The following is a 26478-nucleotide window of genomic DNA, read 5'->3' as shown; positions in this document are numbered from 1 at the left end:
ATCATTTCCTTGTCTGTGAGGTGAGATATTTTTGTAATGCGACTCGCACTAATCGACGCCCCAGGCAGAAACGAATCATCATCGTAAACGTTTCGCCATTCATCACCCATCGGCAAAGCACAACCATAATAATAGCGATAACCAGATCACTCTTTAGTTCGCTATTTTGATGGCACAACACGTCAAATAATCCAGTACCGCAGAGCATAATATTTAATAAAAACAGTAAAACGCAGAGGCGCAACCCCAGGATAAACCCCTTGGCAATAAGCCATACCTCAGCCATAACACATAGCATCATACCTATAGCACTGCCAAAATAAATAATTATATTTAGTGGCCAATACAGGATAAACTTATCAAAAACAAAATGCGCACTGCACACACCTCCCACAAGAAGCATAAAACTAAACGCGCAAACAGGCGCAGGATTAGGTAATGAATGTTCCCATGACAATCCGGTAATGAAATGAGAAATCAGCGCTGGTGGGCATTTCTTATTAAAATCCTCGCCGCCATTTTTAATGGCGCGAGTGACGTCTTTAGCTTCACAAAACGCTAACCAAAATTGTTTGCCACATAATTTACTCATTATACCCATCATCACCAACCTGAATAAAAAACCTGCAACGCCTACGGCCTGAAAGATAATAGTATTTCCAGAATCATCAAAATGATATAACGACACAGCGTAACCACAGCATTAATAATGCCAAGGTAAAGCGTCAGCGCGCCAGGTAAAGCGCAACGAGACAGGGATGAAAACTCGCTGTGGTATAACATGCGGGCATAACCATGAAGTGTCGATTTTTCTAGTGCTGTAATCAATGTCCACACCAATACCGTCAGCACACTGACTATCCAGACCAGAGTGCTACTGGCCACCAGGCTATTGACAACTATCGCAGCAATGATCCCGCTTACCGCCATGAAGATTAACGGCCTGAATAGACCAGAACTGATATTCAGGTAGAAAATAAATAAGGCATTAAGACTAAACATGATTCCAACAATCACGAAAATGGTCGCGCCACCTGAGAAAAGGTAAGCTAATGACACGCCGGTAAGCGTAATGATGGCAATATATATCAACGTTACGACAACAGTGCCAAAGCGGGAAAGACAGGTAACGGTCCCATACCCCAGGCCAAGCAAAAGTGCTGATATCCATAAAACAACAACAGGTTGAACGTGGGTTATCAAAAAATGAGTATACAACGTTAACCATATAATGCCGGCGGTACACCATAGTCCCAACGCAGTATACCAATAGGTAAGGGATAACATTGTCGCGGGAATAAATGCTATTTGCCGTATACGTATTGCAGCCAGAGGTCCCACTTGTCATTTATCACTCTTCACATGATCACGGTGATAAGAATGGCAAGCGCAGGAAAACATTTCTAAGATATTTATGCTGTTTCGCCCTAAATATAGTCCTAAAAAAATCCTGGCGCAGGGCCAGGATTTTAAGAGATCGCTATAATTAGCGGCGATTACCAAAAATACGCAGTAACATCAGGAACAGGTTGATAAAGTCCAGGTACAGCGTTAACGCGCCGAGAATCGAATATTTACGCAGATTAGCGCTATCGCGGGTATCTATTTGCTCGCCGATATTTTTCAGTTTCTGCGTGTCATAGGCGGTCAGACCGACAAACACCACCACCCCGATATAGGTTACCGCCCACATCAGCGCTTCACTCTTCAGCCAGAAATTGACCAGCGACGCCAGAACGATACCAATAAGCGCCATAAACAGCATATTGCCGAAACCGCTAAGATCGCGTTTAGTGGTGTACCCGTACAGGCTCATGGCGCCAAACATTCCCCCCGTCACCACAAACGTGCTGGCGATAGAGGAGTAGGTGTAAACGATAAAAATACTGGATAACGTCAATCCGGTTAGCGCCGAATAGAGCATAAACAGCGTGGTCGCCATTCCGGCGCTAAGTTTATGCACCAGTCCCGACAGAACAAACACCAGCGCAAGCTGGGCAATAATTAAGCCAAAGAAGGTGATCTTACTGGAAAAGACAAACATCATGACGGCTGGCGTATTAGCCGCATACCACGCGATAAACGCGGTCAGTAACAGTCCGACCGTCATCCAGCCATACACTTGCGCCATATAGGTCTGCAGGCCGGATCGCGCCTGCACTATTGAATCAGATCGTGGAAATCTGTCCATGATGAACTCCTGTGTGGAAATGATACCCTAAAGCGTATCACATTCTGCTACCAACGTTTCGCCAACTGCTGGTCGCTGTCGCGCGCTTCGACCCAGCGATCGCCTTCCGGCGTGGCTTCACGCTTCCAGAACGGCGCACGGGTTTTCAGATAATCCATAATGAACTGACCGGCGTCGAACGCGCTACTGCGGTGCGCGCTGGTGACGCCGACAAACACAATCTCATCGCCCGGCCATAATTCGCCAACGCGATGAATCACCGTGACCCGCCCCAGCGGCCAGCGGGAACGCGCCTTCGCGACGATCTCCGCCAGAGCTTTCTCAGTCATGCCGGGATAATGCTCCAGCGTCAGCGCCTTAACGCTATCGCCCAGGTTATGATTGCGCACTTTTCCGGTAAAGGTGACGACCGCGCCGTCTTCGTCGCGCGCCGCCAGCCAGGAATATTCCTCCCCGACGCTAAACGGCGCAGGGCCGACTACAATTCGCGTTTCACGCATGTTAGCCCCCCGTGACTGGCGGGAAAAACGCCACTTCATCGCCCGCCGTCAGCGGATGGTCAAAACTTACCAGCGTCTGGTTGACCGCCGCCAACAGCTTGCCGTCTTCCAGCGCCAGCGCCCAACGATCGCTCTTTGTCGCCAGATGCTGTCGCAGCAACTCAACGGTGGAAAAATCTGCTGGAAGATCCAGCGAATCAGTTCCTGTAAGCTCGCGAACCTGGGCGAAGAAAAGCACCTTAATCATGCGTATCCACCTTAAAATCCCCCGATTTGCCGCCGCTTTTCGCCAGCAGGCGCACCGGACCAATTACCATATCTTTTTGTACCGCTTTGCACATGTCGTAGATGGTTAACGCCGCGACGGACGCCGCGGTTAATGCTTCCATTTCGACACCGGTTTTACCGGTCAGACGGCACAGAGACTCAATACGTACGCGGTTATGCTCCGGCTCGGCCTGAAGCTGAATCTCCACTTTACTTAGCAGTAGCGGGTGGCACAGCGGGATCAGCTCCCAGGTGCGTTTGGCGGCCTGAATACCGGCAATTCGGGCGGTCGCGAAAACATCGCCCTTGTGGTGTTTGCCATCAACAATCATCGCCAGCGTTTCACTACGCATGGTAACGAATGCTTCCGCACGCGCTTCACGAACGGTTTCCGCTTTCGCGGAAACGTCCACCATGTGCGCTTCGCCTGCGGCGTTTATATGGGTTAATTGCGACATCGTTATTTCTTTAAATGAGGGTGAAAATTACATGGGCGTGTACGGGCATCCAGCTGCGGCGCAATGATATTCTCCCATGCGGTTCTGCACGCTTTTGTGGAGCCCGGCATGGCGAAAATCAAGGTGTTATTCGCCACGCCAGCTACCGCGCGCGACTGCAGAGTTGCGGTGCCGATCTCTTCAAACGAGAGCATGCGAAACACTTCGCCAAATCCTTCCACTTCACGATCGAACAGCGGCAACAGCGCTTCCGGCGCCTGATCGCCTTCGGTCAAACCGGTCCCACCAGTTATCAATACGACCTGCACCTCATCACTGGCGATCCAGGCGGAAACCTGGGCGCGAATCGCGTAACGGTTTTCTTTAACGATGGCTTTCGCCACCACTTCATGCCCGGCCTCCTGCGCCGAATCACGCAGATAATGACCGGAGGTGTCGTCTTCTTCGCCGCGTCGGCTGGAAACAGTAAGAATAGCGATGCGGGTCGGGATAAATTCAGCGCTGACCTGACTCATCTGAAATCTCCTTATTAAGGATTAACCGCCAATGTAAGATAAATTTTGCGTAATACCAGTATTGCTCTGGTGAAGGAAATGGGTCTGCTTTTTCTCCCGCAACGCGTCGGAAATACGTTCCTCAAGCGCGTATTGCTGCGCATCATCCTGTAACAGGTCGCGTAAACTTACGCCGCCGTCGCCAAACAGACATAAATGCAGCTTACCGACAGACGAAACACGCAGGCGGTTACAGGTGGCGCAGAAATCTTTTTCATACGGCATAATGAGACCGATCTCACCGGCGTAATCGGGATGACAAAAAACCTGCGCCGGACCATCGCTACGCTGGCGGAGCTGGTGGATCCAACCGCGCTTAATCAGCTCGTCGCGTAATACCTGACCCGAAATATGATGTTTGCGGAAGAGATCGCTCCCCTCGCCCGTCTCCATAAGTTCAATGAAGCGTAGCTGAATGGGGCGAGGCTGAATCCAGGCAAGGAAGGTATCCAACTGATGGTGATTCACGTCGCGCATCAGCACTGTGTTGACTTTCACCTTTTCGAAACCGGCGTCAAAGGCGGCATCGATGCCCGCCATCACCTGGCGGAATTTGTCCTGACCGGTAATCGCATGGAACTGACGCGCATCCAGACTATCCACGCTAACATTGACGCCCGTCAGCCCCGCTTCGCGCCAGTTCGCGGCATCGCGCGCCAGTCGATAACCGTTAGTGGTCACCGCGATCTGGCGAATAGCATCATTTTCACCCACGGCGGCAATGATGTCGGTAAAATCGCGGCGTAATGAAGGCTCGCCGCCGGTAAGACGCACCTTCTCCGTGCCAAGACTGGCAAAAGCGCGCGTAACGCGACGAATTTCATCGACGGTAAGGAAACCGTTGTTAGTGACGCCGCCAGGTTTGTAGCCATCCGGCAGGCAGTAGGTGCAACGAAAGTTACACACATCGGTAATCGACAAACGCAAGTAGTAAAACTTACGCGCGAAAGCATCGGTAAGTTGTGAAGCCATGTACACCTTTCCAAATACGGGAGGCGGAGTCATTTCTTCCTGCGCCCTGGTGGCAAACGTTAAACGTTGTCACGGCCAAAGCACCATATCAAAAATGACCCAGGTGCAGAGGCTAGAGTGTTTACTGTGGTTACGCCGATACTAGCGTGTAAATGACAATTTCGCCATCACGCTTTCGCTATATAAACATATACATAGCGATATGATCGTGCTATTTAGCGACAGAATACGTGAAAATCACACTTTTACATTGATATATATCATTTAGCCGTGGTAACGCCCTCGCTATAAAGGGGTAGTCGGGAATAATTAATTGTCTTTTAGCCGGTCGGCTAATTGCTGAAAACCCGCGACTTGCGCTACTGTAGCGCTGCTTATTTGACTTCAGGAATTTTTATGCGCAATCGTACGCTGGCTGACCTTGATCGTGTCGTTGCCCTCGGCGGAGGGCATGGATTAGGACGCGTCCTCTCCTCGCTTTCTTCTTTAGGTTCGCGCCTGACCGGCATTGTGACTACCACAGATAACGGGGGGTCAACTGGCCGTATTCGCCGCTCGGAAGGCGGGATCGCCTGGGGCGATATGCGCAACTGTCTGAATCAGTTAATTACCGAACCCAGCGTCGCATCCGCTATGTTTGAGTATCGTTTTGGCGGTAATGGCGAACTTTCTGGTCATAACCTCGGAAATTTGATGTTAAAGGCGTTAGATCACCTGAGCGTGCGGCCTCTGGAAGCGATTAATTTAATTCGTAATCTGCTTAAAGTGGACGCGCAGCTGATCCCGATGTCGGAGCTACCGGTAGATCTGATGGCGATTGACGATCAGGGGCATGAGATTTATGGCGAGGTGAATATCGATCAGTTAGCGACTCCGCCGCAGGAGATCATGTTAACGCCAAACGTTCCGGCGACGCGGGAAGCGGTACAGGCCATTAATTACGCGGATCTGATTCTGATTGGCCCTGGCAGTTTTTATACCAGCCTGATGCCTTGCCTGCTGCTGGATGAACTGGCGCAGGCGCTGCGGCGCACCCCAGCGCCAATGGTGTATATCGGCAATCTGGGTCGCGAACTGAGTCTGCCCGCCGCCAGTTTAACGCTGGTCGATAAGCTGGCAATGATGGAGCAATATATTGGCAAAAAAGTCATTGACGCAGTAGTGGTTGGGCCGCGAGTTGACGTCAGTGCGGTGAACGATCGGCTGGTGATTCAGGAAGTGCTGGAGGCCAGCGATATCCCCTATCGCCACGATCGTCAGTTATTACATAATGCGCTGGAAAAAGCGCTACAGGCGTTGGGTTAAGCCCGTTTACCGACGACGCTGCGCTTATCAGAAGCCTGTTTACACCGAAGGGTAAACAGGCTCTCTCCCCCTTCTGATAAACTGCGTTCAGCTACCGCCAGTAGGCGCTCATGAGCGAGCTCACCTCTTTTTTCAGCAATATATTCTCCATGAGCTCAGTACAGAGTGACTGATTAATTTCTTCCATTATTTTTTTCCCAATAGCACGCTCTGCGTCAGAGTCGTCTGCTATTCCTAACGCTTCCAGTTCAGCATTGACCCGGCTCTGATACTCATCCGTTTCAATACACTCAGCCCTTTTGTCCATCATTTCACGCCACTCTTCTGGCGCTATACGCTCCAGCACTTTATGCCACGGCCCCCACAGCGCAAACCATTTGTGAAAATCCCTATTTTCAGCAATTTTTATCCTTATTTCCGCATCGTCCAGGTCAGACTCAGTAATACCCGAAACGTTATAGAACCGCATATCCTGGGTCATTGTTGTCAGCGACAGCGACTCTCGTAACTGATTCTGAAAACCCAGGTATACTTCGACTTCGTCAATAAAAAACAGCCGTTTTACCTTTTCTCTGGCGAGCGATTCTATTTGCTCCAGCCGAAAAATTTCACGCCCCGCCATAATCAGTTCCGCTAAGTGGCTATCAAAGGCGCCTCTTTCAGCATCATGAACCAACGTCGCTTCCTGCATTTGGTGGTATGCCAGTGTGACCCGATCTTCACAGCTTATCGTTGCATCCATCGCTATAAAAAATGCGGTTTCTCTTAGTGTGCTATCATCAGCCAGGCGCATTAGCCAGGCGGAGACTTGTTCCTTAAAATCCGGGTGTCGGGTGTTCTGCGTATCGCTAAGACGATCCAGAAACATGCTGAAGGCTGCCGCGTTTACTTCCGTCTCAAACGCCCGCCATTGGTTGACGTCTTCCTCCTCGAGATTGGTTAGCCACCCCTGGACAGCTTGATGCAGTGGTCGAGTTACCCGAACAATTGAAAAGTCGCCCATGGCAAAAAATACCTCGGGTCCCTGATAACCCGCAGAGGACATTAGCCGCTGCATATTCTGTATCGTTCGTTCTGAAAAAGGATTATGTTCTACGATTATTCTTGTAGGTCGAGGTCCCTCACCACGAAAACGGGGTAACGACTCCGGGAGACGGACCAGGCGATTGCGAGAGGCCTGCATTATTTGTAATGCCGCCGGGAGGTTTTCCGGTAGATTACTCAATGCGTTACGGGAAACGTCCAGCGTTGTTATCGTGGGAGGTAGTGTTTCAGGCAGAACAGTAATCTGATTTTTACTTACATCCAGGAACTGTAATTCTGGTGGTAACGATGCGGGCAGACTGGTTAAGGCATTTTCACCGGCCTCCAGATTCTTCAGGCCCGGCGGCAATGTTTCAGGCAGAGCGGTTAACGAATTACTCTGCACATTCAAATGGGTAATCCCTGACGGAAGATGTTCTGGCAGTGTCCTTATGCGGTTATCATAAACGCTCAGGTACCGAAGTTCCTCAGGTAGATTTTCAGGTAAGGAACTAATTTTATTATGGAAAAGATCCAGCGATTGAAGCGCTGAAGGCAAACGTTCCGGTAATTCAGTAATACGGTTAATGCTCAGCTCCATTTTCTTTATGGTATCCGGTAACGTGGCAGGGATACTGGTTAGCTGATTACTGCTGGCATACAGGGTCTTTATATTTCCCTGTAAATTTTCCGGAAAACTTTTCAGTTCATTGTTATCGAGTATCAGAGTAGTTATCTGCTCAGGAATACAGGCGGGTATAGTGGTAAGTCCTAATATTTTCAGACGGAGTTCCGTCTTATTATTTTTCAGGCAGTCACGCATCCGTTGTACGGCTTCTTCACGATTTGCTGCCTCTTCCGCTGGCGCCGCTTTTACCCACTCAGACCAGATTAACTCATAATTCACAGCATCTTTGGAGCCGGAAGCGCTACTCGCCTGCTCGCTTTCTGTCACACGGGTATAGGTGACTGACTTTCCCCCTCCCTCAACGGTATAGCCCTCTGTATTAAAAACTATAGACAGAATTTCCTGACTATTTTCACTCAAAATACAGTATTGGTCTGCCCCCCCTCTACTATACTGAATATTATCCGCATACGCCGGGAAAGCTAACATCCTTAAACATTCAAACTTGCTTTTGATCTCTTCTGGCGAGGCGGTTTCAGGTGGATGACAAAGATAAGCGATGCAGCTTTGTGCTTCAACCTGATGTTCTGAAGAGAAAAAGGCACTTATTTTATTCCATATCTCTTCTTTTAAAGGCACCTCTGTTGATGCCTCATTGCTAATACTTTGCTGCCTTGCCGTAGATTGTATATTAGTAATATTAAACATATTTTCCCTACCTGATCTGAACGTAACCTAAAGTAACAGATAAGGATATTCTCAACTTTAAATAAGAGGTCCTGGTCGTCATTATTTCGGACAAATCATTCAGTATTTGCAGCGCTTGACTTATAAATGCTCACGCTTCCATCACCTCTTTTTTATGTAGGATGATGTTATCTGTTGCCATGACACGATTTCAACGAACTCACATAAGATTAAAATGACGATCATAAGGATAGCTATACCGATAATACGGGGCGTTTTTTTTCATAGCCGAGGAGAGAGGGAAAATTAGCGTTGGGTTCAGCCTCAACGCTAATTTTCTTCAGTTGTGATTAAACTAGCTAACTCATTGATGTTTTTAGTTTTTCGACAATCCCGTTAGTCAAAGCCTGTCACTGTTTTTCATTCCTGACTGACTTAGCCCTTACTATTGCACTGAAATTCTCAAAAGCGAGCCATGGTAACGATGACTCGCTGGCGATCGACACATTGTCAGGACGCCGCGATAAACAACTCGCGTAACTGGTGCAACTGGTCGCGAATTTGCGCGGCTTCTTCAAACTCCAGATTTTGCGCGTGCTGCATCATTTGCCCTTCCAGTTCATGAATTTTCTGCTGCAACGCTTTCGGCGTCATATCCAGTTCGACAATTCCGGCTTTTGCCGTAGAACGGCCCTTGCCTTTCCCCTTCGCTTTGGTTTTCGCAATGTTCTGCCCCAGCGCCAGAATGTCGACCACTTTTTTATTCAGCCCCTGCGGAGTGATACCGTGCTCTTCGTTGTACTTCTGCTGCTTCTCGCGACGTCGCTCGGTTTCGCCAATCGCCTTCGCCATCGACGGCGTGATTTTATCGCCATACAGAATCGCTTTACCATTAACGTTACGCGCCGCGCGTCCTATGGTCTGAATCAGGGAGCGCTCGGAGCGCAGAAAGCCCTCTTTATCGGCGTCCAGAATCGCCACCAGCGAGACTTCCGGCATATCCAGCCCTTCGCGCAGCAGGTTAATCCCCACCAGAACGTCAAACTCGCCCAGACGCAAATCGCGGATGATTTCCATGCGCTCCACGGTATCAATATCTGAGTGCAGGTAACGCACGCGCTCGCCGTGCTCTTCCAGATATTCGGTCAAATCTTCCGCCATCCGTTTGGTGAGCGTAGTGACAAGGACACGCTCATTAATGGCCGCACGCTGACGAATTTCGGACAGCAGATCGTCCACCTGGGTCGCCACCGGACGCACTTCAATAATCGGGTCCAGCAGCCCGGTCGGTCGCACGACCTGATCCACCACCTCATCACCAGATTTTTCCAGCTCATAGTTGCCGGGCGTGGCGGAAACATAGATAGTTTGCGGCGCTAAGGCTTCAAACTCCTCAAACTTCAGCGGACGGTTATCCAGCGCCGAAGGCAGACGGAAGCCATACTCGACCAGCGTCTCTTTGCGCGCCCGGTCGCCGCGGTACATGCCGCCTATCTGCGGGATGGTGACATGAGACTCATCCACCACCAGCAGTCCGTCGGCGGGCAGATAATCGAACAAGGTTGGCGGCGGTTCGCCCGGCCCGCGGCCCGACAGAAAGCGGGAATAGTTTTCAATGCCTGAGCAGTAGCCCAGCTCGTTCATCATCTCTAAATCGAACTGCGTGCGCTGGCTTAATCGCTGCTCTTCAAGCAGCTTATTATTTGCCAGCAAGACCTTACGCCTGTCCGCCAGCTCATCTTTTATCTCTTCCATCGCCTGCAGAATACGCTCGCGCGGCGTCACGTAGTGCGTTTTGGGATAGATAGTATAACGTGGCACCGTTGACTCTACCTGCCCGGTTAACGGGTCGAACAGCGACAGGCGTTCCACTTCTTCATCAAACAGCTCAACGCGTAGCGCGATGTCGTCAGATTCAGCCGGGAAGATGTCGATCACTTCGCCGCGCACGCGAAAGGTACCACGCTGAAAAGCTTGATCGTTACGGGTGTATTGCAATTCCGCCAGCCGACGCAAAATCGCGCGCTGGTCAATCAGCATTCCCACCGTCAGATGCAGCATCATTTTCAGGTAGAGATCCGGATCGCCCAGACCGTAAATCGCGGACACGGAAGCCACCACCACGACATCGCGTCGCTCAAGCAACGCTTTCGTTGCCGACAACCGCATTTGCTCAATATGTTCGTTTACCGAAGCGTCTTTTTCGATAAACGTATCCGAACTTGGCACATACGCTTCCGGCTGATAGTAGTCATAGTAGGAGACGAAATACTCGACCGCGTTTTCCGGGAAAAACTCTTTCATTTCGCCGTAGAGCTGCGCCGCCAGGGTTTTATTGGGCGCAAGCACCATCGTTGGCCGCTGCAAGTCCGCAATGACGTTGGCGATGGTGAATGTCTTCCCGGAGCCGGTCACGCCCAATAACGTCTGATGCGCCAGCCCGTCCTCCAGCCCCTCTTCCAGACGACGTATAGCGTCCGGCTGATCGCCAGAAGGTTTAAAAGCGGAATTCAGTTTGAACGGTTTACTCATGAGCGGCTACCTGAAGGAGTGAGCGGGCAGGGGTGTAATTTTACTCTCGACGGTGAATATTGCCAATAAAAAATACTGGATGAAAAAACAGTAACACTCCAGTGTATAATGGCTATCGGCAGATACCCCACGCTATTTAGAGGTAAAACATAGACAGTCGCGGGGTAAAATTCCAGCAGTGTGCTGGTTATCCCCAGACCAGAGTCTTTTTTAACATTTGTCAAGTCGAATGATGAAAGTTTTATGTCAACGTATCCCCCTTCCTTTACAACCATTGATTTTATATAACTTGCTGTCTGAAAAGGGATATTTTCTCAAGCCGTCTTTCGCGCCAATTTAGTCGCAGGCCGCGTCGCCTCTCGCTTACGTTGTGTTTTCTAACTCTAATACACAAGGTTATCCACAGGAATAGTGGATAACTGCTTCCAGCCCGTATCCCCTGCCGCCTGGCAAAATCAGCCCCTGACGTTTTCGCCGGGCGATAAAAAAAAATTATCGCTATTTTTGGCAGATTATTGGCTAACGAGAAGGGAAAAATTGAAGCGTACACGCTCACATTTTGCACATTTTTAGCATGGCGACGTCAGGAGGGTCTGGCGAAAGAACAGCAGGATCGTCTGATCCTGCAAGAAGGCGGTTTTTAGGCGCGGTCAGGCGTGTTCCAGGGGGCTAAGGTCCAGATACTGTCCTGTCGCCGCCTGCGATGGAGAAACGCCCAGCCACGGGATTTCCCCTAACAGCGGGGCCGGTATGACGCGGCGAAGCGTCGCGAGATATTCACCATGACGCGCGCCTGGCGGCTGTACGTCGTTGGCTATCCATCCGACAAGCGGTAATCCGGCCTGTTCTACCGCCAGCGCCGTCAGCATGGCGTGATTAATACAGCCCAGCTTGACGCCAACAACCAGAATCACCGGCAGCTGCTCCGTCTGTACCCAGTCGGCAAACGTCAGCGTGGCAGAGAGCGGTGTAAACCAGCCGCCCGCCCCTTCTGTCAACACCCAGTCTGCCTGCGCCTCCAGCGTTCGCAATCCGCGTGATAATACCGCCGCGTCTATCGCCCGGCCTTCGTCGGCGCTAACGATGTGGGGAGAGGTAGGCTCGGCAAAAGTATAAGGATTGATAGCGGAATAAGGTTGCGGCAGGCTGCTGTTACGCTGCAAGGCCAGGGCATCGCCATTGCGTAGCCCGTCGGTTGTCATTTCGCTGCCGGAAGCGACGGGCTTATAGCCTACGGTTTGATAACCTAATTGCGTTGCGGCCTGCAATAAGGCGCAACTGGCAACCGTTTTACCGACTTCAGTATCAGTACCGGTCACAAAATAGCGTTTAGTCACGTTCAATCACTCCCATAAAAAGATGGTACGTCAGCGGATATTTCCCCTGCCGCTGCGGCCATGCCAACTGAATCTGTCTAAGCCGGGCGCGGGTTAATACATCCGACTCCCGCCCTTCATGAAGATGGGTGGCGCCAATGCCTTTAAGCGAGCGCATCGCGCTCAGGGCATCCTCAAACCACAATGTCATCGCCTGAGTATGACGAGACGCCCGCCAGCCGCGCAGCGCGTGGTCAATGGCCTCTTCCGGCAAAAAGCTATTCGCGTGAGCGCGATTATCGACGGCCTGCCATGCCTGACGCAGCTCCGGCAACGACCCCTGGCACAAGGTGGTAAACGCCACCACGCCGCCGGGCCGTACAACCCGATACAACTCGCTCAACGCATCACGTAAATCGCTACACCACTGGACCGCCAGGTTGCTCCAGGCCAGGTCAAAAACTTCGGCGTCATGGGGAATCGCTTCGATATCCGCCAGCAAATAGTGATGCGCCGCCTGACGATCGCGAGCCTGTTGCAGCATCGGCAGCGAAAGATCCAGGGCGGTCACTTCGCTCCCCCGCTCTCGCCAGTAACGACTCATACGTCCGGGGCCGCAGCCTGCGTCCAACACACTGGCAAACTGGCGGCCTGCCAACAGCGTCAGCAGCGCATCCGCGCTGTGTTGCTGCAAAGAGGCGTGCTGTTCATATTGCGATGCGGCCCGGCCAAACGCCGCCGCAATAGCCTGCTTATTCACCTGCGCCATGCAGCACCTCCAGCAGACGGTCGATATCACACGCTTCATGCGCCTGCGTTAACGTTAAGCGCAGGCGCGCCGTACCGACAGGCACCGTCGGCGGACGAATCGCCGTCGTCCAGCATCCTTGTTGACGCAGCGCCTCCGCCAGGCGCAATGCACGGCTGTTATCGCCCACGATTAACGGCTGGATGGCGCTATGGGCATTCAGTAGCGTAAACCGGGACGCGTTAACGCCGGCCCGAAAGCGCTGAACCAGAGCGGCGAGTTTTTCGCGCCGTTCACGACCTTCATCGCTACGGATCACCGCCAGCGAGGCGCTTAACGCCTGCGCCTGGGCGGGCGGCATACTGGTGCTGTAAACCAGATGACGGGCAAATTGCAGCAGATAATCCGCGACGCTTTCCGAGCAGAGCACCGCTGCGCCGCTGACGCCAAACCCCTTACCGAAAGTCACCACCAGCAACTCAGGCTTCACCCCCCGTTGCCAGCAGGTGCCGCGCCCCTCATCGCCAGTCACGCCGATGCCGTGCGCATCATCAACCAACAGCCAGGCATGATGCCTGCGGGCAATGTGCTGGATTTCCGCCAGCGGCGCGCTGTCGCCGTCCATGCTGTATACACCTTCTGTCACCACCAGTTGCTGGCCCACGCAGGGCGATTGCAGTAAACGCGACAGATGCTGCGTATCGTTATGGATAAAGCGGCGAAGCTGCGCCGGACTCAGATTGGCGGCCTCCAGCAGGGAAGCATGACTCAACCTGTCGGCCACAATCCGGTCATTTTTTTTCATTAAGGCGGTAATGACCGCCTGATTCGCCGCAAAGCCAGAGATAAACAGCAGCGCGCGTGGATATCCTAACCATTGCGCCAGTTCCTCCTCTAACGCCTGGTGCGCCACGGAATAACCGCTGATATGACCCGACCCGCCGCTGCCGACGCCAAAACGTATCGCTGCCTGTTGCCAGGCGCGAATAATCTGCGGGTGTTGACTTAAGCCGAGGTAATCATTGCTGGAGAAGTTAAGATACTGTCGCCCGTTCGCTACCAGCCAGCGTCCGGCGCCCTGCGACACCACATAGCGGCGGCGCAACGTATCCGTCGCCCGACGCGCCGTCAGCGCATCGTCGACGCGTTGTTGCCAACTCATAAGGCTGCCGCGTTGTAATAATCATCGGTGTCAGGCGTCATCAGCGTCTGCTCCAGACGTTGCTGCTGCTCGTTATCGCCCGCCAGCACCCTGGTCTGCTGCGGATTCAGCCCCAGCTTACGGAATAACTGCAGATCCTTGTCCTCTGCCGGATTTGGCGTAGTTAACAATTTGCAGCCATAGAAAATCGAGTTCGCCCCGGCCATAAAGCACATCGCCTGGGTCTGCTCGTTCATCTGTTCACGTCCTGCGGAAAGACGCACGTATGAGGTCGGCATCATGATGCGCGCTACGGCGATAGTACGAATAAAATCAAACGCATCCACGTCATCGTTATCCGCAAGCGGCGTGCCTTTCACCTTCACCAGCATGTTAATTGGCACGCTTTCCGGCGGCGTCGGCAGGTTCGCCAACTGCAACAACAGTCCGGCGCGATCGGTAACCGTTTCGCCCAGACCCACAATGCCGCCGGAGCACACTTTAATCCCTGCTTCACGGACTTTTTCCAGCGTGTCGAGGCGCTCCTGATAGGTACGGGTAGTGATGATATTGCCGTAAAACTCCGGCGAGGTATCGAGGTTGTGGTTGTAGTAATCCAGCCCGGCGTTAGCCAGACGCTGCGCCTGGCTCTCGTTCAACATGCCGAGCGTCATACAGGTTTCCAGCCCCATCGCTTTGACGCCCTGTACAATCTGCTCCAGATAAGGCATATCGCGTTCATGCGGATTCTTCCAGGCCGCCCCCATACAGAAGCGGGTCGAACCGGCGTTTTTCGCTTTACGGGCGGAGTCCAGTACCTGCTCTACCTCCATTAAACGCTCGGCTTCCAGCCCGGTTTTATAGCGCGAGCTCTGCGGGCAGTATTTACAATCCTCCGGGCAGGCGCCGGTTTTGATCGACAGCAGCGTACTAACCTGTACCTGCTGCGGATCGAAATGCTGGCGATGAATTTGCTGCGCTTCAAACAGCAATTCCAGCAGTGGTTTTTCAAATAATTCGGTTACTTGCGACAGTGTCCAGCGTGGGTGGCGAGCCATCGGGCTTCTCCAAAATATGTTGTTTGTTTTTGATATGGTGTAGACTCGTAAACCTAAATCTTTTTAATTTGGTTTACAAGTCGATTATGACAACGGACGATCTGGCCTTCGATAAACGCCATATTTGGCATCCTTACACTTCCATGACCTCGCCGCTGCCGGTATATCCCGTTGAGCGGGCCGAAGGCTGCGAGCTGGTTCTCGCCTCGGGCGAACGCCTGATTGAGGGGATGTCCTCCTGGTGGGCGGCCATTCATGGTTATAACCACCCGCAATTGAATGCGGCGATGAAAGCGCAAATTGACGCCATGTCGCATGTCATGTTCGGCGGCATAACCCATCAACCTGCGGTGAATCTGTGCCGTAAGCTGGTCGCGATAACGCCTGAGCCGCTGGAGTGTGTCTTTCTGGCCGACTCTGGTTCGGTGTCGGTAGAAGTGGCCATGAAGATGGCGCTGCAATACTGGCAGGCGCGGGGCGAATCGCGTCAGCGTTTTCTGACGTTTCGCCACGGTTATCATGGCGACACGTTCGGCGCGATGTCGGTGTGCGATCCGGATAACTCCATGCACAGCTTGTGGAAAGGCTATCTGCCGGAGAATCTGTTCGCGCCGGCGCCGCAAAGCCGGATGGATGGCGAATGGGATGAAAGCGACATCGCGCCATTTGCTCGCCTGATGGCCGCGCATCGCCATGAAATAGCCGCCGTGATTCTGGAACCTATCGTTCAGGGCGCGGGCGGGATGCGCATATATCATCCACAATGGCTCAGGCGTATTCGTAACATGTGCGATCGCGAAGGCATTCTGCTGATTGCCGATGAAATAGCCACCGGGTTTGGCCGTACCGGCAAACTGTTCGCCTGCGAGCACGCCGGGATCGCGCCGGATATTCTGTGTCTCGGCAAAGCCTTAACCGGCGGCACCATGACCCTCTCGGCAACGCTCACGACACGCCAGGTTGCAGAGACTATTAGCAACGGCGAGGCGGGGTGTTTTATGCATGGCCCGACGTTTATGGGGAATCCGCTGGCCTGCGCCGTCGCCTGCGCCAGCCTGACGCTGCTGGAAAGCGGCGAATGGCGTCAGCAGGTGGCGTCTATCGAGTCTCAGTTACGTGCTGAGTTAGCCCCCGCGCAAAGTTCGCCCTGGGTGGCGGATGTGCGGGTGTTGGGCGCGATTGGGGTGGTTGAAACCACGCACCCGGTCAATATGGCGGCGCTTCAACGCTTCTTCGTCGGGCAAGGCGTCTGGATCAGGCCGTTCGGCAAGCTAATCTACCTGATGCCGCCCTACATTATTCGTCCGGATCAACTGCGCCGTTTGACCCAGGCGGTCAATGACGCGGTACACAATGAAACATTTTTTAGCCATTAATCAGCGGTAAGCGATGCTGCTTCTGGCTACACTTCTGGTGAGTCAAAAGGAGAGCGCATGAAACTTATCAGCAACGATTTGCGCGATGGAGATAAACTTCCTCATCGCCACGTTTTTAACGGTATGGGCTATGATGGCGATAATATTTCGCCGCATCTGGCCTGGGACGACGTGCCGATGGGCACCAAAAGTTTTGTCGTGACCTGTTACGATCCCGACGCGCCGACCGGCTCCGGCTGGTGGCACTGGGTGGTGGTGAACCTCCCGGCGGATACGCGCGTACTGACCCAGGGGTTCGGCTCAGGCCTGGTGGCCGTACCAGACGGCGTCATTCAGACGCGTACCGATTTCGGTAAAGCGGGCTACGGCGGCGCGGCGCCGCCTAAAGGGGAAACGCACCGCTATATCTTTACGGTTCACGCGCTGGACGTCGAGCGTCTTGATGTTGATGAAGACGCCAGCGGCGCGATGGTCGGCTTTAACGTGCATTTCCATTCGCTCGCCAGCGCCTCGATCACGGCGATGTTCAGTTAAACGCTGTGCCGGATGGCGGCGTAAACGTCTTACCCTGCCAACGGGTTGGGTAAGCCGAATAAACGCCGCGCCATCCGGCAGCATTCACATAAAGTCCGGCACCAGACGCTGTAACGCGCCTTGCGCCAGCAGCGCCGTCGCACACTCAATATCGGGCGCGAAAAAACGATCCTGCGTATAGTGCGCCACCCGCTCGCGCAGTGTCTGCCGCGCCTGTTCCAGTAACGAGCTGGAGGTTAACCCTTCCCGTAAATCTATCCCCTGACAGGCCGCCAGCCACTCCACGGCAATGATGCCGCGGGTATTCGCCGCCATTTCCCAGAGTCGCCGTCCTGCCGCCGGGGCCATTGAGACATGATCTTCCTGATTCGCCGAGGTCGGCAGGCTATCCACGCTGTGCGGGTGCGCCAGCGCTTTATTCTCGCTGGCGAGCGCCGCGGCGGTGACCTGGGCAATCATAAAACCGGAATTAACGCCGCCATTTTTCACCAGGAACGGCGGTAACTGCGACATATGTTTATCCATCATCAGCGCGATGCGCCGCTCCGATAGCGCGCCGATTTCCGCTATCGCCAGCGCCAGATTATCCGCCGCCATGGCAACCGGTTCAGCATGGAAGTTACCGCCGGAGATCACCTCCCCCGCATCGGCAAAGACCAGCGGATTATCGGATACCGCGTTGGCCTCAGCCAGCAGTACCTCTTTCGTCTGACGTAACTGGGTCAGACAAGCGCCCATTACCTGCGGCTGGCAGCGAAGGGAATACGGGTCCTGAACTTTATGACAGTGGTGATGTGATTCAGCAATAGCACTGGTATCGGTCAACAGATGCCGGAACAACCGCGCGGCGTCAATTTGCCCCTGTTGTCCGCGCGCGGCATGAATGCGCGCATCAAAAGGACGGCGCGATCCCAGTACGGCTTCGGTGGTCAGCGCGCCGCAGACGACGGCGGAGGCAAATAACTCCTGTGCCTCAAACAAACCGCGCAGCGCGAAGGCCGTTGACGCCTGGGTGCCGTTAAGCAGCGCCAGCCCCTCTTTGGCCGCCAGCGCGACAGGCTCCAGTCCGGCCTTTTTTAGCGCCGTCTGCGCCGGAAGCCATTCACCCTGCCAGCGCGCTTTTCCTTCGCCAAGCAGCGTCAGCGACAGATGCGCCAGCGGCGCTAAGTCGCCCGACGCGCCAACCGAGCCTTTTGCCGGAATCAGCGGATACACGCCAGCATTCACCAGAGCGATGAGCGCCTCTATCACGCTCAACCGAATCCCGGAAAACCCGCGCGCCAGACTATTGATTTTCAATACCATGATCAGACGCACCATCGCGTCATCCAGTGGGTCGCCTACGCCCGCGGCGTGAGACAGCACCAACGATCGCTGTAGATTTTGCAAGTCTTCATCAGCGATGCGCGTCTGCGCCAGCAGGCCGAAACCGGTGTTGATGCCGTAGGCGGTACGCCCTTCGGCAACGATATCATTGACGCACGCGACGCTGGCGTTAATGCCGTCAATGGCGCTGGCGTCCAGCCGAAGCTGTACCGGATGACGCCAGACATCGTACAGTTGAGAGAGGCTTAGCTGCCCCGGAGTGAGAGTCATGGTGTTCATATCAGCCTTTCCCCTGCGTCGCCGCAACCATCGGTAAATTCAGACCTTGCTCAACAGCGCATTCCACCGCGAGATCATATCCGGCATCGGCATGGCGCATGACGCCCGTCGCCGGATCGTTGTGTAACACGCGGCGAATACGCGCGGCGGCCTCATCAGTGCCATCACAGACAATCACCATACCGGCGTGTTGCGAAAAACCCATCCCCACCCCGCCGCCATGATGGAGCGATACCCATGTCGCCCCGCTGGCGGTATTCAGCAACGCATTTAACAGCGGCCAGTCGGAAACCGCGTCGGAACTGTCGCGCATCGCTTCGGTTTCACGGTTAGGGCTGGCGACAGAACCGGAATCCAGGTGATCGCGGCCAATCACAATGGGCGCGGATACCTCGCCGCAACGCACCATTTCGTTGAACGCCAGTCCCAGTTTTTGCCGCCACTCCAGGCCTACCCAGCAGATACGCGCCGGTAACCCCTGAAAATGAATGCGCTCGCGCGCCATATCCAGCCAGTGATGCAGATGTTTATCCTCCGCCACTATCTCTTTGACTTTGGCATCGGTTTTATAGATATCCTGCGGATCGCCGGACAGCGCCACCCAGCGAAACGGCCCGATACCACGACAGAACAGCGGACGAATATAGGCTGGCACAAATCCCGGAAAATCAAAGGCGTTTTCCACCCCCATCTCTTTCGCCATCTGGCGAATATTGTTGCCATAGTCAAAGGTCGGCACGCCCATTTGACTGAACGCCAGCATCGCCCGAACATGCGCCGCCATGGAACGTTTCGCTGCCTGCATCGTCCCGTGGGGATCGGATTGCGCGTTTTTCTGATACTCCTCCCAGCGCCAGCCGGAGGGCAAATAGCCATGTAGCGGATCGTGGGCGCTGGTCTGATCGGTCACCAGGTCCGGGCGCACGCCGCGATTAACCAGTTCCGGCAGGATATCCGCCGCATTCGCGCACAGGGCGACGGACACGGCTTTCCCCTCGCGGGTGTAGCGCGTAATGCGGGCCAGCGCGTCATCCAGCGTGGCGGCCTGCTCATCCACGTAGCGAGTACGCAGACGAAAATCGATACGGCTTTGCTGGCATTCAATCGTCAGCGAACACGCTCCGGCCAGCGTCGCGGCTAGCGGTTGCGCGCCGCCCATGCCGCCCAGTCCGGCGGTCAGCACCCAGCGTCCCGCCAGCGTGCCGTTATAGTGCTGACGCCCCGCCTCGACAAAGGTTTCGTATGTTCCCTGCACGATTCCCTGGCTGCCGATATAGATCCAGCTTCCGGCCGTCATCTGACCGTACATCGCCAGCCCTTTCGCATCCAGTTCGTTAAAGTGTTCCCATGTCGCCCAGTGGGGAACCAGGTTGGAGTTGGCGATTAATACCCGCGGCGCGTTGTCGTGCGTTTTAAATACGCCGACCGGTTTGCCAGACTGAATAAGCAACGTTTCGTCCGCCTCCAGCCGGGTGAGCGCATCAACAATAGCGTCATAGCATTCCCAGTTGCGCGCGGCGCGACCAATCCCGCCGTAGACCACCAGCTCATGCGGATTTTCCGCCACGTCAGGATCGAGATTATTCATTAACATCCGCAGCGGGGCTTCTGTCAGCCAGCTTTTCGCCGTTAATACCGTGCCTCGGGGCGCGCGGATAGTCTGCTGACGATACTTGCTTTCAGGCATAGCAATGACTCCTCATTATTATCGGTCTGCCATCGCCAAATAACGCTAAAACGCCACTATCAGGCACCGCCGCAGACCCACAGATAAGAATCAGACATATACTTGTCTATACAAGTAAGCACAAGAATAGAATTAACAAAAATGATACAATTTTGTTATATTGTGTCAGCAATCACGTTTTCCGGCAGCAGTCCGCTCAGGAGATAAATCGTCCCTGTAGCCGGTAGCGCGACCCGGGGAAAAGTAAGCGGGCGTGAGAAACAATCCGCGACGCGGACCAGGTTGTACGACGAATGAGCAGACAAGGCTCATGCTCTTTGATAGTTAACCACGCGCACTCTTGCGCCGTGGCGCGCACCGCCTCCACAATATGTTCCCCTTCCGTTAGCGGCGCGATCCGCGACAAATAAGCGTGCGGCGTGGTCTGACGGTAATCCTGCGTCAGGTAATCCACGGCAATATCCGCATTCACGCAGCGATCTTCAATTTGTACCGGCAGATCGTTTTCATAATGCACCATGATGGAATGGAAAATGACATCGCTCTCATTGACGTTGAGAGCGCTGGCCTGGATGGCGTTTGCCCGCACGCGCTCCAGCGTGAGCACCTCACAACGATGCTGATGACGGCGGGCGGCTATCTCCTCGGCGATACTGCGGACTTCAAACAGCGCGGACTGGCCTTTTGGTTCGGCGACAAACGTCCCCACGCCCTGTAAACGCACCAGCCACCCTTCATCCGTCAGCTCACGCAGCGCCCGGTTGATGGTCATTCGGCTAAAGCCATACTGAGCGACCAGTTCAGCTTCCGACGGAATGCGATCGTGCGGCTGCCAGACGCCGCCGGCTATTTTTTTACAGATGTCCTGTTTCACCGTTTCGTAAAAAGGCGCAGGCGCAGAACGGGAGCGGGATGAATACATGCGTGAAGCCTTCCTTATGCGGATAGTGTTTTCCGGATGACAGATTAACGCCACCAGTGCGCGATTTGCCAGCCAAGCCGCGCCGCCACGCGCGCCGCTGCGCCATCGTCATCAAAGCGTGGATTAAACTCAACCAGATCCGCCGCCTGTAATTTTCCGCTGCGGCAAACCGGCTCAATTAAACGCAGAACCTGTATCAGCGGCACGCCCAGCGCTGCGGGAGCGGAGACGGCTGGCATTTCCCAGACAGGCAATACGTCGAGATCGATAGTCAGATAAATTTTATCCACCTTGTCGATAAACTGCGTCATCTGCGCCAGCGCGTCATGGCAGTCAAGATCCTCCACCACGGTAACATTCCGCCACTGCGCTTCCCGCCACAACGCCTGCGTATTCGCCGCACGGCTCACGCCGAAACAGGCATAATGAAACGCGCGGCTCTGCGCGTCGCATAGCTGCGCCAGTTGACGAAACGGCGTCCCGGATGTTGCCCGGTCGGTCTGACGGAGATCCAGATGCGCATCAAGATTAATGATCCCTACGCTTTCCTGCGCAAACGCGTCCAGCACCCCCGCGCCGTGTCCAAATGCGGTTTCATGCCCGCCGCCCAGCACCAGCGTGCGCATCCCGGCCCGCAGGCAGCGGCTTACCGCATCGCGCAAGGCCTGCTGCGCGCCTTCCAGATCGGGCGTCGGCGCAACCCAATTGCCTAAATCCACCAGCCGTTCATGTCCCTGGTGGCTGGCCATATTCGCCAGCGCTTTACGCAACGCGTCCGGGCCGCCTGCCGCGCCGGGACGCCCTGCATTGCGTTTTACCCCCTCGTCGCAGGCAAATCCCATTAACGCGATCTTTTGCTGCCAGTTTTCGGGGAAAAAGGTCTCGCTGCGCGTGACGGTCTGAAACAGACGCCGCGCATCCGGCGCTTCTATACTGTCATCGCGCCCCTGCCAGAGCGCCGGAGAAGCCGGATACCATTGCGTCATGAGATTTGTCCTCTGTATACCCGCTGATATAAAGGATTACGCCCCGGCTCATACACAATCTCTACCGGCTGTTCAGCATCCCACACCACAAAATCCGCCCGGTAGTCGGCCCTGATCTGCCCATGCGTCGCCTGTCTTCCCAACGCGCGTGCGGCATGGCGCGTAACGCCCGCCCATGCCTCTTCCGGCGTCAGACCAAACTGTACGCAGGCCATATTCATCGCCAGATGCAAACTGCAAAACGGGCTGGTGCCGGGATTGAAATCGCTGGCGACGGCGACAGGCACCTGATAGCGGCGCAGCAGTTCTACCGGCGGGCGCTGCGTCTCGCGCAGAAAATAAAACGCGCCGGGCAATAATACGCCGACAGTACCGCCGTCACGCATCGCCGCGACGCCCGCTTCATCAAGATATTCGATATGATCCGCCGATAAACCCTGATAACGACTCACCAGCTGCGCGCCGCCCAACAGCGAAAGCTGCTCAACATGGCCTTTAACGGGAATACCTAACGCCTTCGCCGTCTGCAACACGCGCTCACTCTGGGCCACATTAAAGCCGACGCTCTCGCAAAAGAGGTCTACCGCATCAAATAACCCTTTTTGCCAGAGCTGCGGAATCATCGTCTCGCAGACCAGAGTGATGTAGCCGTCCGGGTCGTCACGATACTCCGCTGGCGTAGCATGAGCGGCCAATAGCGTGGGGCTAATGTCGATAGCGTTTTCGGCAGCAAGTTTTGCAGCGACGCGCAACAGCTTTTCTTCTGTCGCCAGCTCCAGACCATAGCCGGATTTAATCTCCAGCAGCGTAACGCCTTCGCTGGCAAGGCGCATCATGCGTTCGCGCGCCAGCAGGTAGAGCGGCTCCTCCGCACAGGCGCGGGTTGCTGATACCGTCGCGTTAATGCCGCCGCCCTGAGCGCTAATATGCTGGTATGACGCGCCGTTAAGCCGCTGCTCCCACTCTGCGGCGCGGTTACCGGCAAACACCAGATGCGTGTGGCAATCGATAAGTCCCGGGGTTACCAGTCGTCCCTGCATATCATGGATATTGTCCCCACTGACAGGAAGCTGCGTCTCTGGCACGATATCGCAAATATGCCCTTCGCGTACAATCAGCGCCTGGTTATCCACCAGCCCGTACGGGGCTTGCCGCTGCGGGTCCATTGTCGCCAGCCTGATGTTTCGCCAGACAGTATCGCCCGGTAAAAGTTGCCGCATTCCTGTCGCTCTCTTGCCTGTCATGAGTTGTATAGACATTTATTTTCTTTCTGCTCCGGATTGTCAACTCAAAGCGCGAAAGTTGTTGCTTAATTGTGATAAAACTATCTGATGCGACAGGTGTTTCCAGCCTGAAAAGGAACTTTTTACCTTTTCGCCTTCCCGTTTCGTTCAACTTAGTATAAAAAAGCAGGCTTCAATGGATGTCATTTAACTTTTTCAAGCCCGGAGCAACCTGTGAATACATTATCGGTTTCCCGTCTGGCGCTGGCACTGGCTTTTGGCGTGACGCTGAGCGCCTGTAGCTCTACGCCACCCGATCAGATCCCTTCCGATCAAACCGCGCCTGGCACCGCCTCGCGCCCAATTCTGTCGGCAAATGAAGCGAAAAACTTCGTTGCGGCGCGCTATTTTGCCTCCCTGACGCCGAATACCGCCCCGTGGTCGCCGTCGCCGATTACCCTGCCCGCACAGCCTGACTTTGTGGTGGGGCCGGCAGGTACGCCAGGCGTTACGCACACCTCAATTCAGGCCGCGGTCGATGCGGCGATGGTTAAACGCACGAACAAACGCCAGTACATTGCTATTATGCCGGGCGACTATCAGGGGACCGTGTATGTTCCCGCCGCGCCGGGAAGTCTGACCCTGTACGGGACCGGTGAAAAACCGATCGATGTGAAAATTGGGATGGCGATTGATGGTGAAATGAGCGTCGCTGACTGGCGCCGCGCGGTGAATCCCGGCGGGAAATATATGCCTGGTAAACCCGCCTGGTATATGTTCGATAACTGCCAAAGCAAACACGCCGCGACGATCGGCGTAATGTGTTCTGCCGCGTTCTGGTCGCAGAATAACGGTCTGCAGCTACAAAATCTGACCATCGAGAACACGCTGGGCGACAGTGTCGATGCCGGAAACCATCCGGCGGTGGCGCTGCGTACCGATGGCGACAAAGTCCAGATTAACAAGGTCAATATCCTTGGCCGCCAGAACACCTTCTTTGTGACCAACAGCGGCGTGCAGAACCGTCTGCAAACCGATCGCCAGCCGCGTACGCTGGTGACGAACAGCTATATTGAAGGCGATGTGGATATGGTTTCCGGACGCGGCGCCGTGGTGTTCGATAACACCAACTTCCAGGTCGTCAACTCCCGCACACAGCAGGAAGCCTACGTCTTCGCCCCGGCGACGCTGTCCAATATTTACTATGGCTTTTTGGCGATCAACAGCCGCTTTAACGCCTCCGGCGATGGCGTTGCGCAGCTTGGCCGCTCGCTGGATGTCGACGCCAACACCAACGGTCAGGTAGTGATCCGCGACAGCGTGATTAACGAGGGCTTCAACGTTGCCAAACCGTGGGCCGACGCGGTCATCTCGAAACGTCCGTTTGCCGGAAATACGGGAACCGTGGATGACAAAGACGAGGTGCAGCGTAATCTGAACGACACGAACTACAACCGCATGTGGGAATACAACAACCGCGGTGTAGGCAGTAAAGTAGTGGCGGAACCTAAGCAGTAATCGCCGTTCCGGTTCAGGTTTATAAACGGGCCGCAGCAGCAGATGTGGCGGCCCGTGGTTTTACTGCAAGCGATGTTTATTGAAATTAATCAGGCATCCCGCCTTGATGAGCTCCAGCCCGCCGCCCTCCGGCACACAGCGCTTTAGTACGCGTTCACCACAACCCACATCGGCCCCTGCCCGACGGCATAACGGCCTTTTTCCGTCAGCAACCCCTGAGTGCCCGTAATTTCATAGACCGCGATATGATGTGATTTTTGACCCGCTGCAATCAGGTATTTTCCGCTATTGTCGATATTAAAGCCGCGCGGTTGGGCTTCCGTCGGCTGGAAGCCTTCAACGCTCAGTACGCTGCCATCTTCGGAGACACTAAAGACGGTAATCAGACTGGCGGTGCGGTCACAGGCATACAGATGCCGTCCATCCGGCGTAATATGAATATCCGCCGCCCAGCGGGTATCGGAAAAATCGGCGGGCATCATATCCAGCGTTTGTACGCACTCTATCTCGCCATGCGGATTTTTAAGCTGCCAGACATCCACCGAACTGTTCAGTTCATTGACGCAATAGGCATATTGTCGATTCGGGTGGAAGACCATATGACGCGGGCCTGCCCCTTCAACCGTATTCACTTCCGCCGGCTCCTGGGCCACCAGATGGCCGTCATCGCTTAGCGTAAACAGACAAATGCGATCCTGTTTTAGCGCAGGCACCCACAGGGTGCGGTTATCAGGCGTAATATTTGCCGAGTGGCAGCCGTCCAGCCCTTCCACCACATCCACCAGCTCAACCGGCAGGCCATCCTGTAAGCGCGTCACGCTGACATTACCGGCGTTATACGATCCGACAAAGACAAAACGACCATGATGATCGGTAGAAATATGGGTCGGGCTACCCGGCAGGGCGGATTCGGCGGCAAACGTTAGCGCGCCATCATCCGGCGCAATACGATACGCCAGGACACGAAACTCCGGGCGTACGCCGACATAGAGGTAGCGTTTATCCGGACTGACCACCATCGGCTGAACCTGACCGGGCACATCCACGACCTGCACCAGTGTCAGCGTCCCTTCGTGGTTCAGGCTCCAGACGTGAATTTGCTGACTCTCAGGGCTGGCGGTATAGACTGTTTGTTTCATGAATACTCCTTTGCATATGGCATGTAGCTGCAATAACAGGACACAGCTTAACGTAGTCGCTTTTGACGGCGAATGCTGAATTCAGACGCAGAATTTTGTCTGCTTACC

24 protein-coding genes, 1 pseudogene and 1 riboswitch are annotated in these 26478 nt (G+C 54.4%); of the genes and pseudogenes, 4 read left to right on the top strand and 21 right to left on the bottom strand.

Annotated elements, in window-relative coordinates:
* Position 1: 1 nt before the first annotated feature.
* The 8 genes from ACLJQD_RS08425 to moaA all read right to left on the bottom strand — a co-directional run bounded on the left by ACLJQD_RS08425 (position 2) and on the right by moaA (position 4942).
* Positions 2-610 carry a hypothetical protein gene (locus tag ACLJQD_RS08425; RefSeq protein WP_077248404.1) on the bottom strand — a complete coding sequence of 203 codons (609 nt, stop codon included), beginning with the start codon at positions 608-610 and terminating at the stop codon, positions 2-4.
* Between the two features lie 23 nt (positions 611-633).
* A complete protein-coding gene (locus tag ACLJQD_RS08420; RefSeq protein WP_017441928.1) occupies positions 634-1341 on the bottom strand; it encodes a Bax inhibitor-1 family protein in 708 nt (235 codons plus the stop codon).
* A gap of 145 nt (positions 1342-1486) precedes the next feature.
* Positions 1487-2191, bottom strand: coding sequence for a Bax inhibitor-1 family protein (locus ACLJQD_RS08415; RefSeq protein ID WP_000373611.1), 705 nt, complete (start codon positions 2189-2191; stop codon positions 1487-1489).
* 47 nt (positions 2192-2238) lie between these two features.
* On the bottom strand, positions 2239-2691 hold the full coding sequence (moaE, locus tag ACLJQD_RS08410; RefSeq protein ID WP_001209384.1) for a molybdopterin synthase catalytic subunit MoaE: 453 nt from the start codon (positions 2689-2691) through the stop codon (positions 2239-2241).
* Between the two features lies 1 nt (position 2692).
* Positions 2693-2938, bottom strand: a complete 246-nt coding sequence (gene moaD, locus ACLJQD_RS08405) for a molybdopterin synthase sulfur carrier subunit (protein WP_017441927.1) — start codon at positions 2936-2938, stop codon at positions 2693-2695.
* Positions 2931-3416: a cyclic pyranopterin monophosphate synthase MoaC gene (gene moaC / locus ACLJQD_RS08400; protein WP_000080895.1), complete on the bottom strand. Its 486-nt coding sequence runs from the start codon at positions 3414-3416 to the stop codon at positions 2931-2933. Before moaC ends, moaD begins: the two co-directional genes overlap by 8 nt.
* Positions 3417-3418: 2 nt before the next feature.
* Positions 3419-3931, bottom strand: coding sequence for a molybdenum cofactor biosynthesis protein B (gene moaB / locus ACLJQD_RS08395; RefSeq protein ID WP_000084604.1), 513 nt, complete (start codon positions 3929-3931; stop codon positions 3419-3421).
* Positions 3932-3952: 21 nt separating this feature from the next.
* Positions 3953-4942, bottom strand: a complete 990-nt coding sequence (gene moaA / locus ACLJQD_RS08390) for a GTP 3',8-cyclase MoaA (RefSeq protein ID WP_000168180.1) — start codon at positions 4940-4942, stop codon at positions 3953-3955.
* Positions 4930-5074: riboswitch (molybdenum cofactor riboswitch) on the bottom strand. Its footprint overlaps the gene before it by 13 nt.
* A 264-nt stretch (positions 5075-5338) precedes the next feature.
* Here moaA and yvcK point away from each other — a divergent pair.
* Positions 5339-6247, top strand: coding sequence for a uridine diphosphate-N-acetylglucosamine-binding protein YvcK (yvcK, locus tag ACLJQD_RS08385; protein ID WP_017441926.1), 909 nt, complete (start codon positions 5339-5341; stop codon positions 6245-6247).
* Between the two features lie 91 nt (positions 6248-6338).
* On the opposite strand, the gene slrP is transcribed toward yvcK, so the two are convergent.
* From slrP to bioB, 7 genes and pseudogenes are all read right to left on the bottom strand, one after another.
* Positions 6339-8606 (bottom strand): SPI-1 type III secretion system effector E3 ubiquitin transferase SlrP, encoded by a 2268-nt coding sequence (gene slrP, locus ACLJQD_RS08380; RefSeq protein ID WP_017441925.1) that lies wholly within the window; start codon positions 8604-8606, stop codon positions 6339-6341.
* Between the two features lie 7 nt (positions 8607-8613).
* A pseudogene (locus ACLJQD_RS08375) lies at positions 8614-8787 on the bottom strand (hypothetical protein).
* A 308-nt stretch (positions 8788-9095) separates the two neighbouring features.
* Positions 9096-11117: an excinuclease ABC subunit UvrB gene (gene uvrB, locus ACLJQD_RS08370; RefSeq protein ID WP_000042502.1), complete on the bottom strand. Its 2022-nt coding sequence runs from the start codon at positions 11115-11117 to the stop codon at positions 9096-9098.
* A gap of 650 nt (positions 11118-11767) precedes the next feature.
* The gene (gene bioD, locus ACLJQD_RS08365; protein ID WP_017441924.1) at positions 11768-12454 is read right to left on the bottom strand and encodes a dethiobiotin synthase; all 687 of its coding nucleotides are present in this window, start codon (positions 12452-12454) and stop codon (positions 11768-11770) included.
* Positions 12447-13202: a malonyl-ACP O-methyltransferase BioC gene (gene bioC / locus ACLJQD_RS08360; protein WP_017441923.1), complete on the bottom strand. Its 756-nt coding sequence runs from the start codon at positions 13200-13202 to the stop codon at positions 12447-12449. Before bioC ends, bioD begins: the two co-directional genes overlap by 8 nt.
* Positions 13186-14343, bottom strand: a complete 1158-nt coding sequence (bioF, locus tag ACLJQD_RS08355; RefSeq protein WP_017441922.1) for an 8-amino-7-oxononanoate synthase — start codon at positions 14341-14343, stop codon at positions 13186-13188. The genes bioC and bioF overlap by 17 nt, the downstream gene beginning before the upstream one ends.
* Positions 14340-15380: a biotin synthase BioB gene (gene bioB / locus ACLJQD_RS08350; RefSeq protein WP_000090727.1), complete on the bottom strand. Its 1041-nt coding sequence runs from the start codon at positions 15378-15380 to the stop codon at positions 14340-14342. Before bioB ends, bioF begins: the two co-directional genes overlap by 4 nt.
* Before the next feature lie 86 nt (positions 15381-15466).
* Here bioB and bioA point away from each other — a divergent pair, with 86 nt between their 5' ends.
* Positions 15467-16756 (top strand): adenosylmethionine--8-amino-7-oxononanoate transaminase, encoded by a 1290-nt coding sequence (bioA, locus tag ACLJQD_RS08345; protein WP_000205503.1) that lies wholly within the window; start codon positions 15467-15469, stop codon positions 16754-16756.
* Positions 16757-16813: 57 nt separating this feature from the next.
* A complete protein-coding gene (locus ACLJQD_RS08340; RefSeq protein WP_000767403.1) occupies positions 16814-17290 on the top strand; it encodes a kinase inhibitor in 477 nt (158 codons plus the stop codon).
* An 84-nt stretch (positions 17291-17374) separates the two neighbouring features.
* Here ACLJQD_RS08340 and hutH read toward each other — a convergent pair whose 3' ends face one another.
* The 5 genes from hutH to hutI form a co-directional block, all read right to left on the bottom strand.
* A complete protein-coding gene (gene hutH / locus ACLJQD_RS08335; protein ID WP_017441921.1) occupies positions 17375-18895 on the bottom strand; it encodes a histidine ammonia-lyase in 1521 nt (506 codons plus the stop codon).
* A 1-nt stretch (position 18896) separates the two neighbouring features.
* Positions 18897-20582: a urocanate hydratase gene (gene hutU, locus ACLJQD_RS08330; protein ID WP_017441920.1), complete on the bottom strand. Its 1686-nt coding sequence runs from the start codon at positions 20580-20582 to the stop codon at positions 18897-18899.
* A gap of 196 nt (positions 20583-20778) precedes the next feature.
* The gene (locus tag ACLJQD_RS08325; protein WP_000287413.1) at positions 20779-21504 is read right to left on the bottom strand and encodes a histidine utilization repressor; all 726 of its coding nucleotides are present in this window, start codon (positions 21502-21504) and stop codon (positions 20779-20781) included.
* Between the two features lie 44 nt (positions 21505-21548).
* On the bottom strand, positions 21549-22490 hold the full coding sequence (gene hutG, locus ACLJQD_RS08320; protein WP_017441919.1) for a formimidoylglutamase: 942 nt from the start codon (positions 22488-22490) through the stop codon (positions 21549-21551).
* Complete coding sequence (gene hutI / locus ACLJQD_RS08315; protein ID WP_017441918.1) at positions 22487-23710, bottom strand: imidazolonepropionase; 1224 nt, start codon at positions 23708-23710, stop codon at positions 22487-22489. The genes hutG and hutI overlap by 4 nt, the downstream gene beginning before the upstream one ends.
* A 237-nt stretch (positions 23711-23947) precedes the next feature.
* Here hutI and ACLJQD_RS08310 point away from each other — a divergent pair, with 237 nt between their 5' ends.
* On the top strand, positions 23948-25231 hold the full coding sequence (locus tag ACLJQD_RS08310) for a putative acyl-CoA thioester hydrolase (RefSeq protein ID WP_001094776.1): 1284 nt from the start codon (positions 23948-23950) through the stop codon (positions 25229-25231).
* Between the two features lie 143 nt (positions 25232-25374).
* Here ACLJQD_RS08310 and pgl read toward each other — a convergent pair whose 3' ends face one another.
* A complete protein-coding gene (gene pgl, locus ACLJQD_RS08305) occupies positions 25375-26370 on the bottom strand; it encodes a 6-phosphogluconolactonase (RefSeq protein WP_000815468.1) in 996 nt (331 codons plus the stop codon).
* Between the last annotated feature and the right edge of the window lie 108 nt (positions 26371-26478).

It is taken from the genome of Salmonella sp. SAL04214 (assembly GCF_046550615.1).
Taxonomy (GTDB): Bacteria; Pseudomonadota; Gammaproteobacteria; order Enterobacterales; family Enterobacteriaceae; genus Salmonella; species Salmonella enterica.
This window is presented reverse-complemented; position numbering and strand designations above follow the sequence as displayed.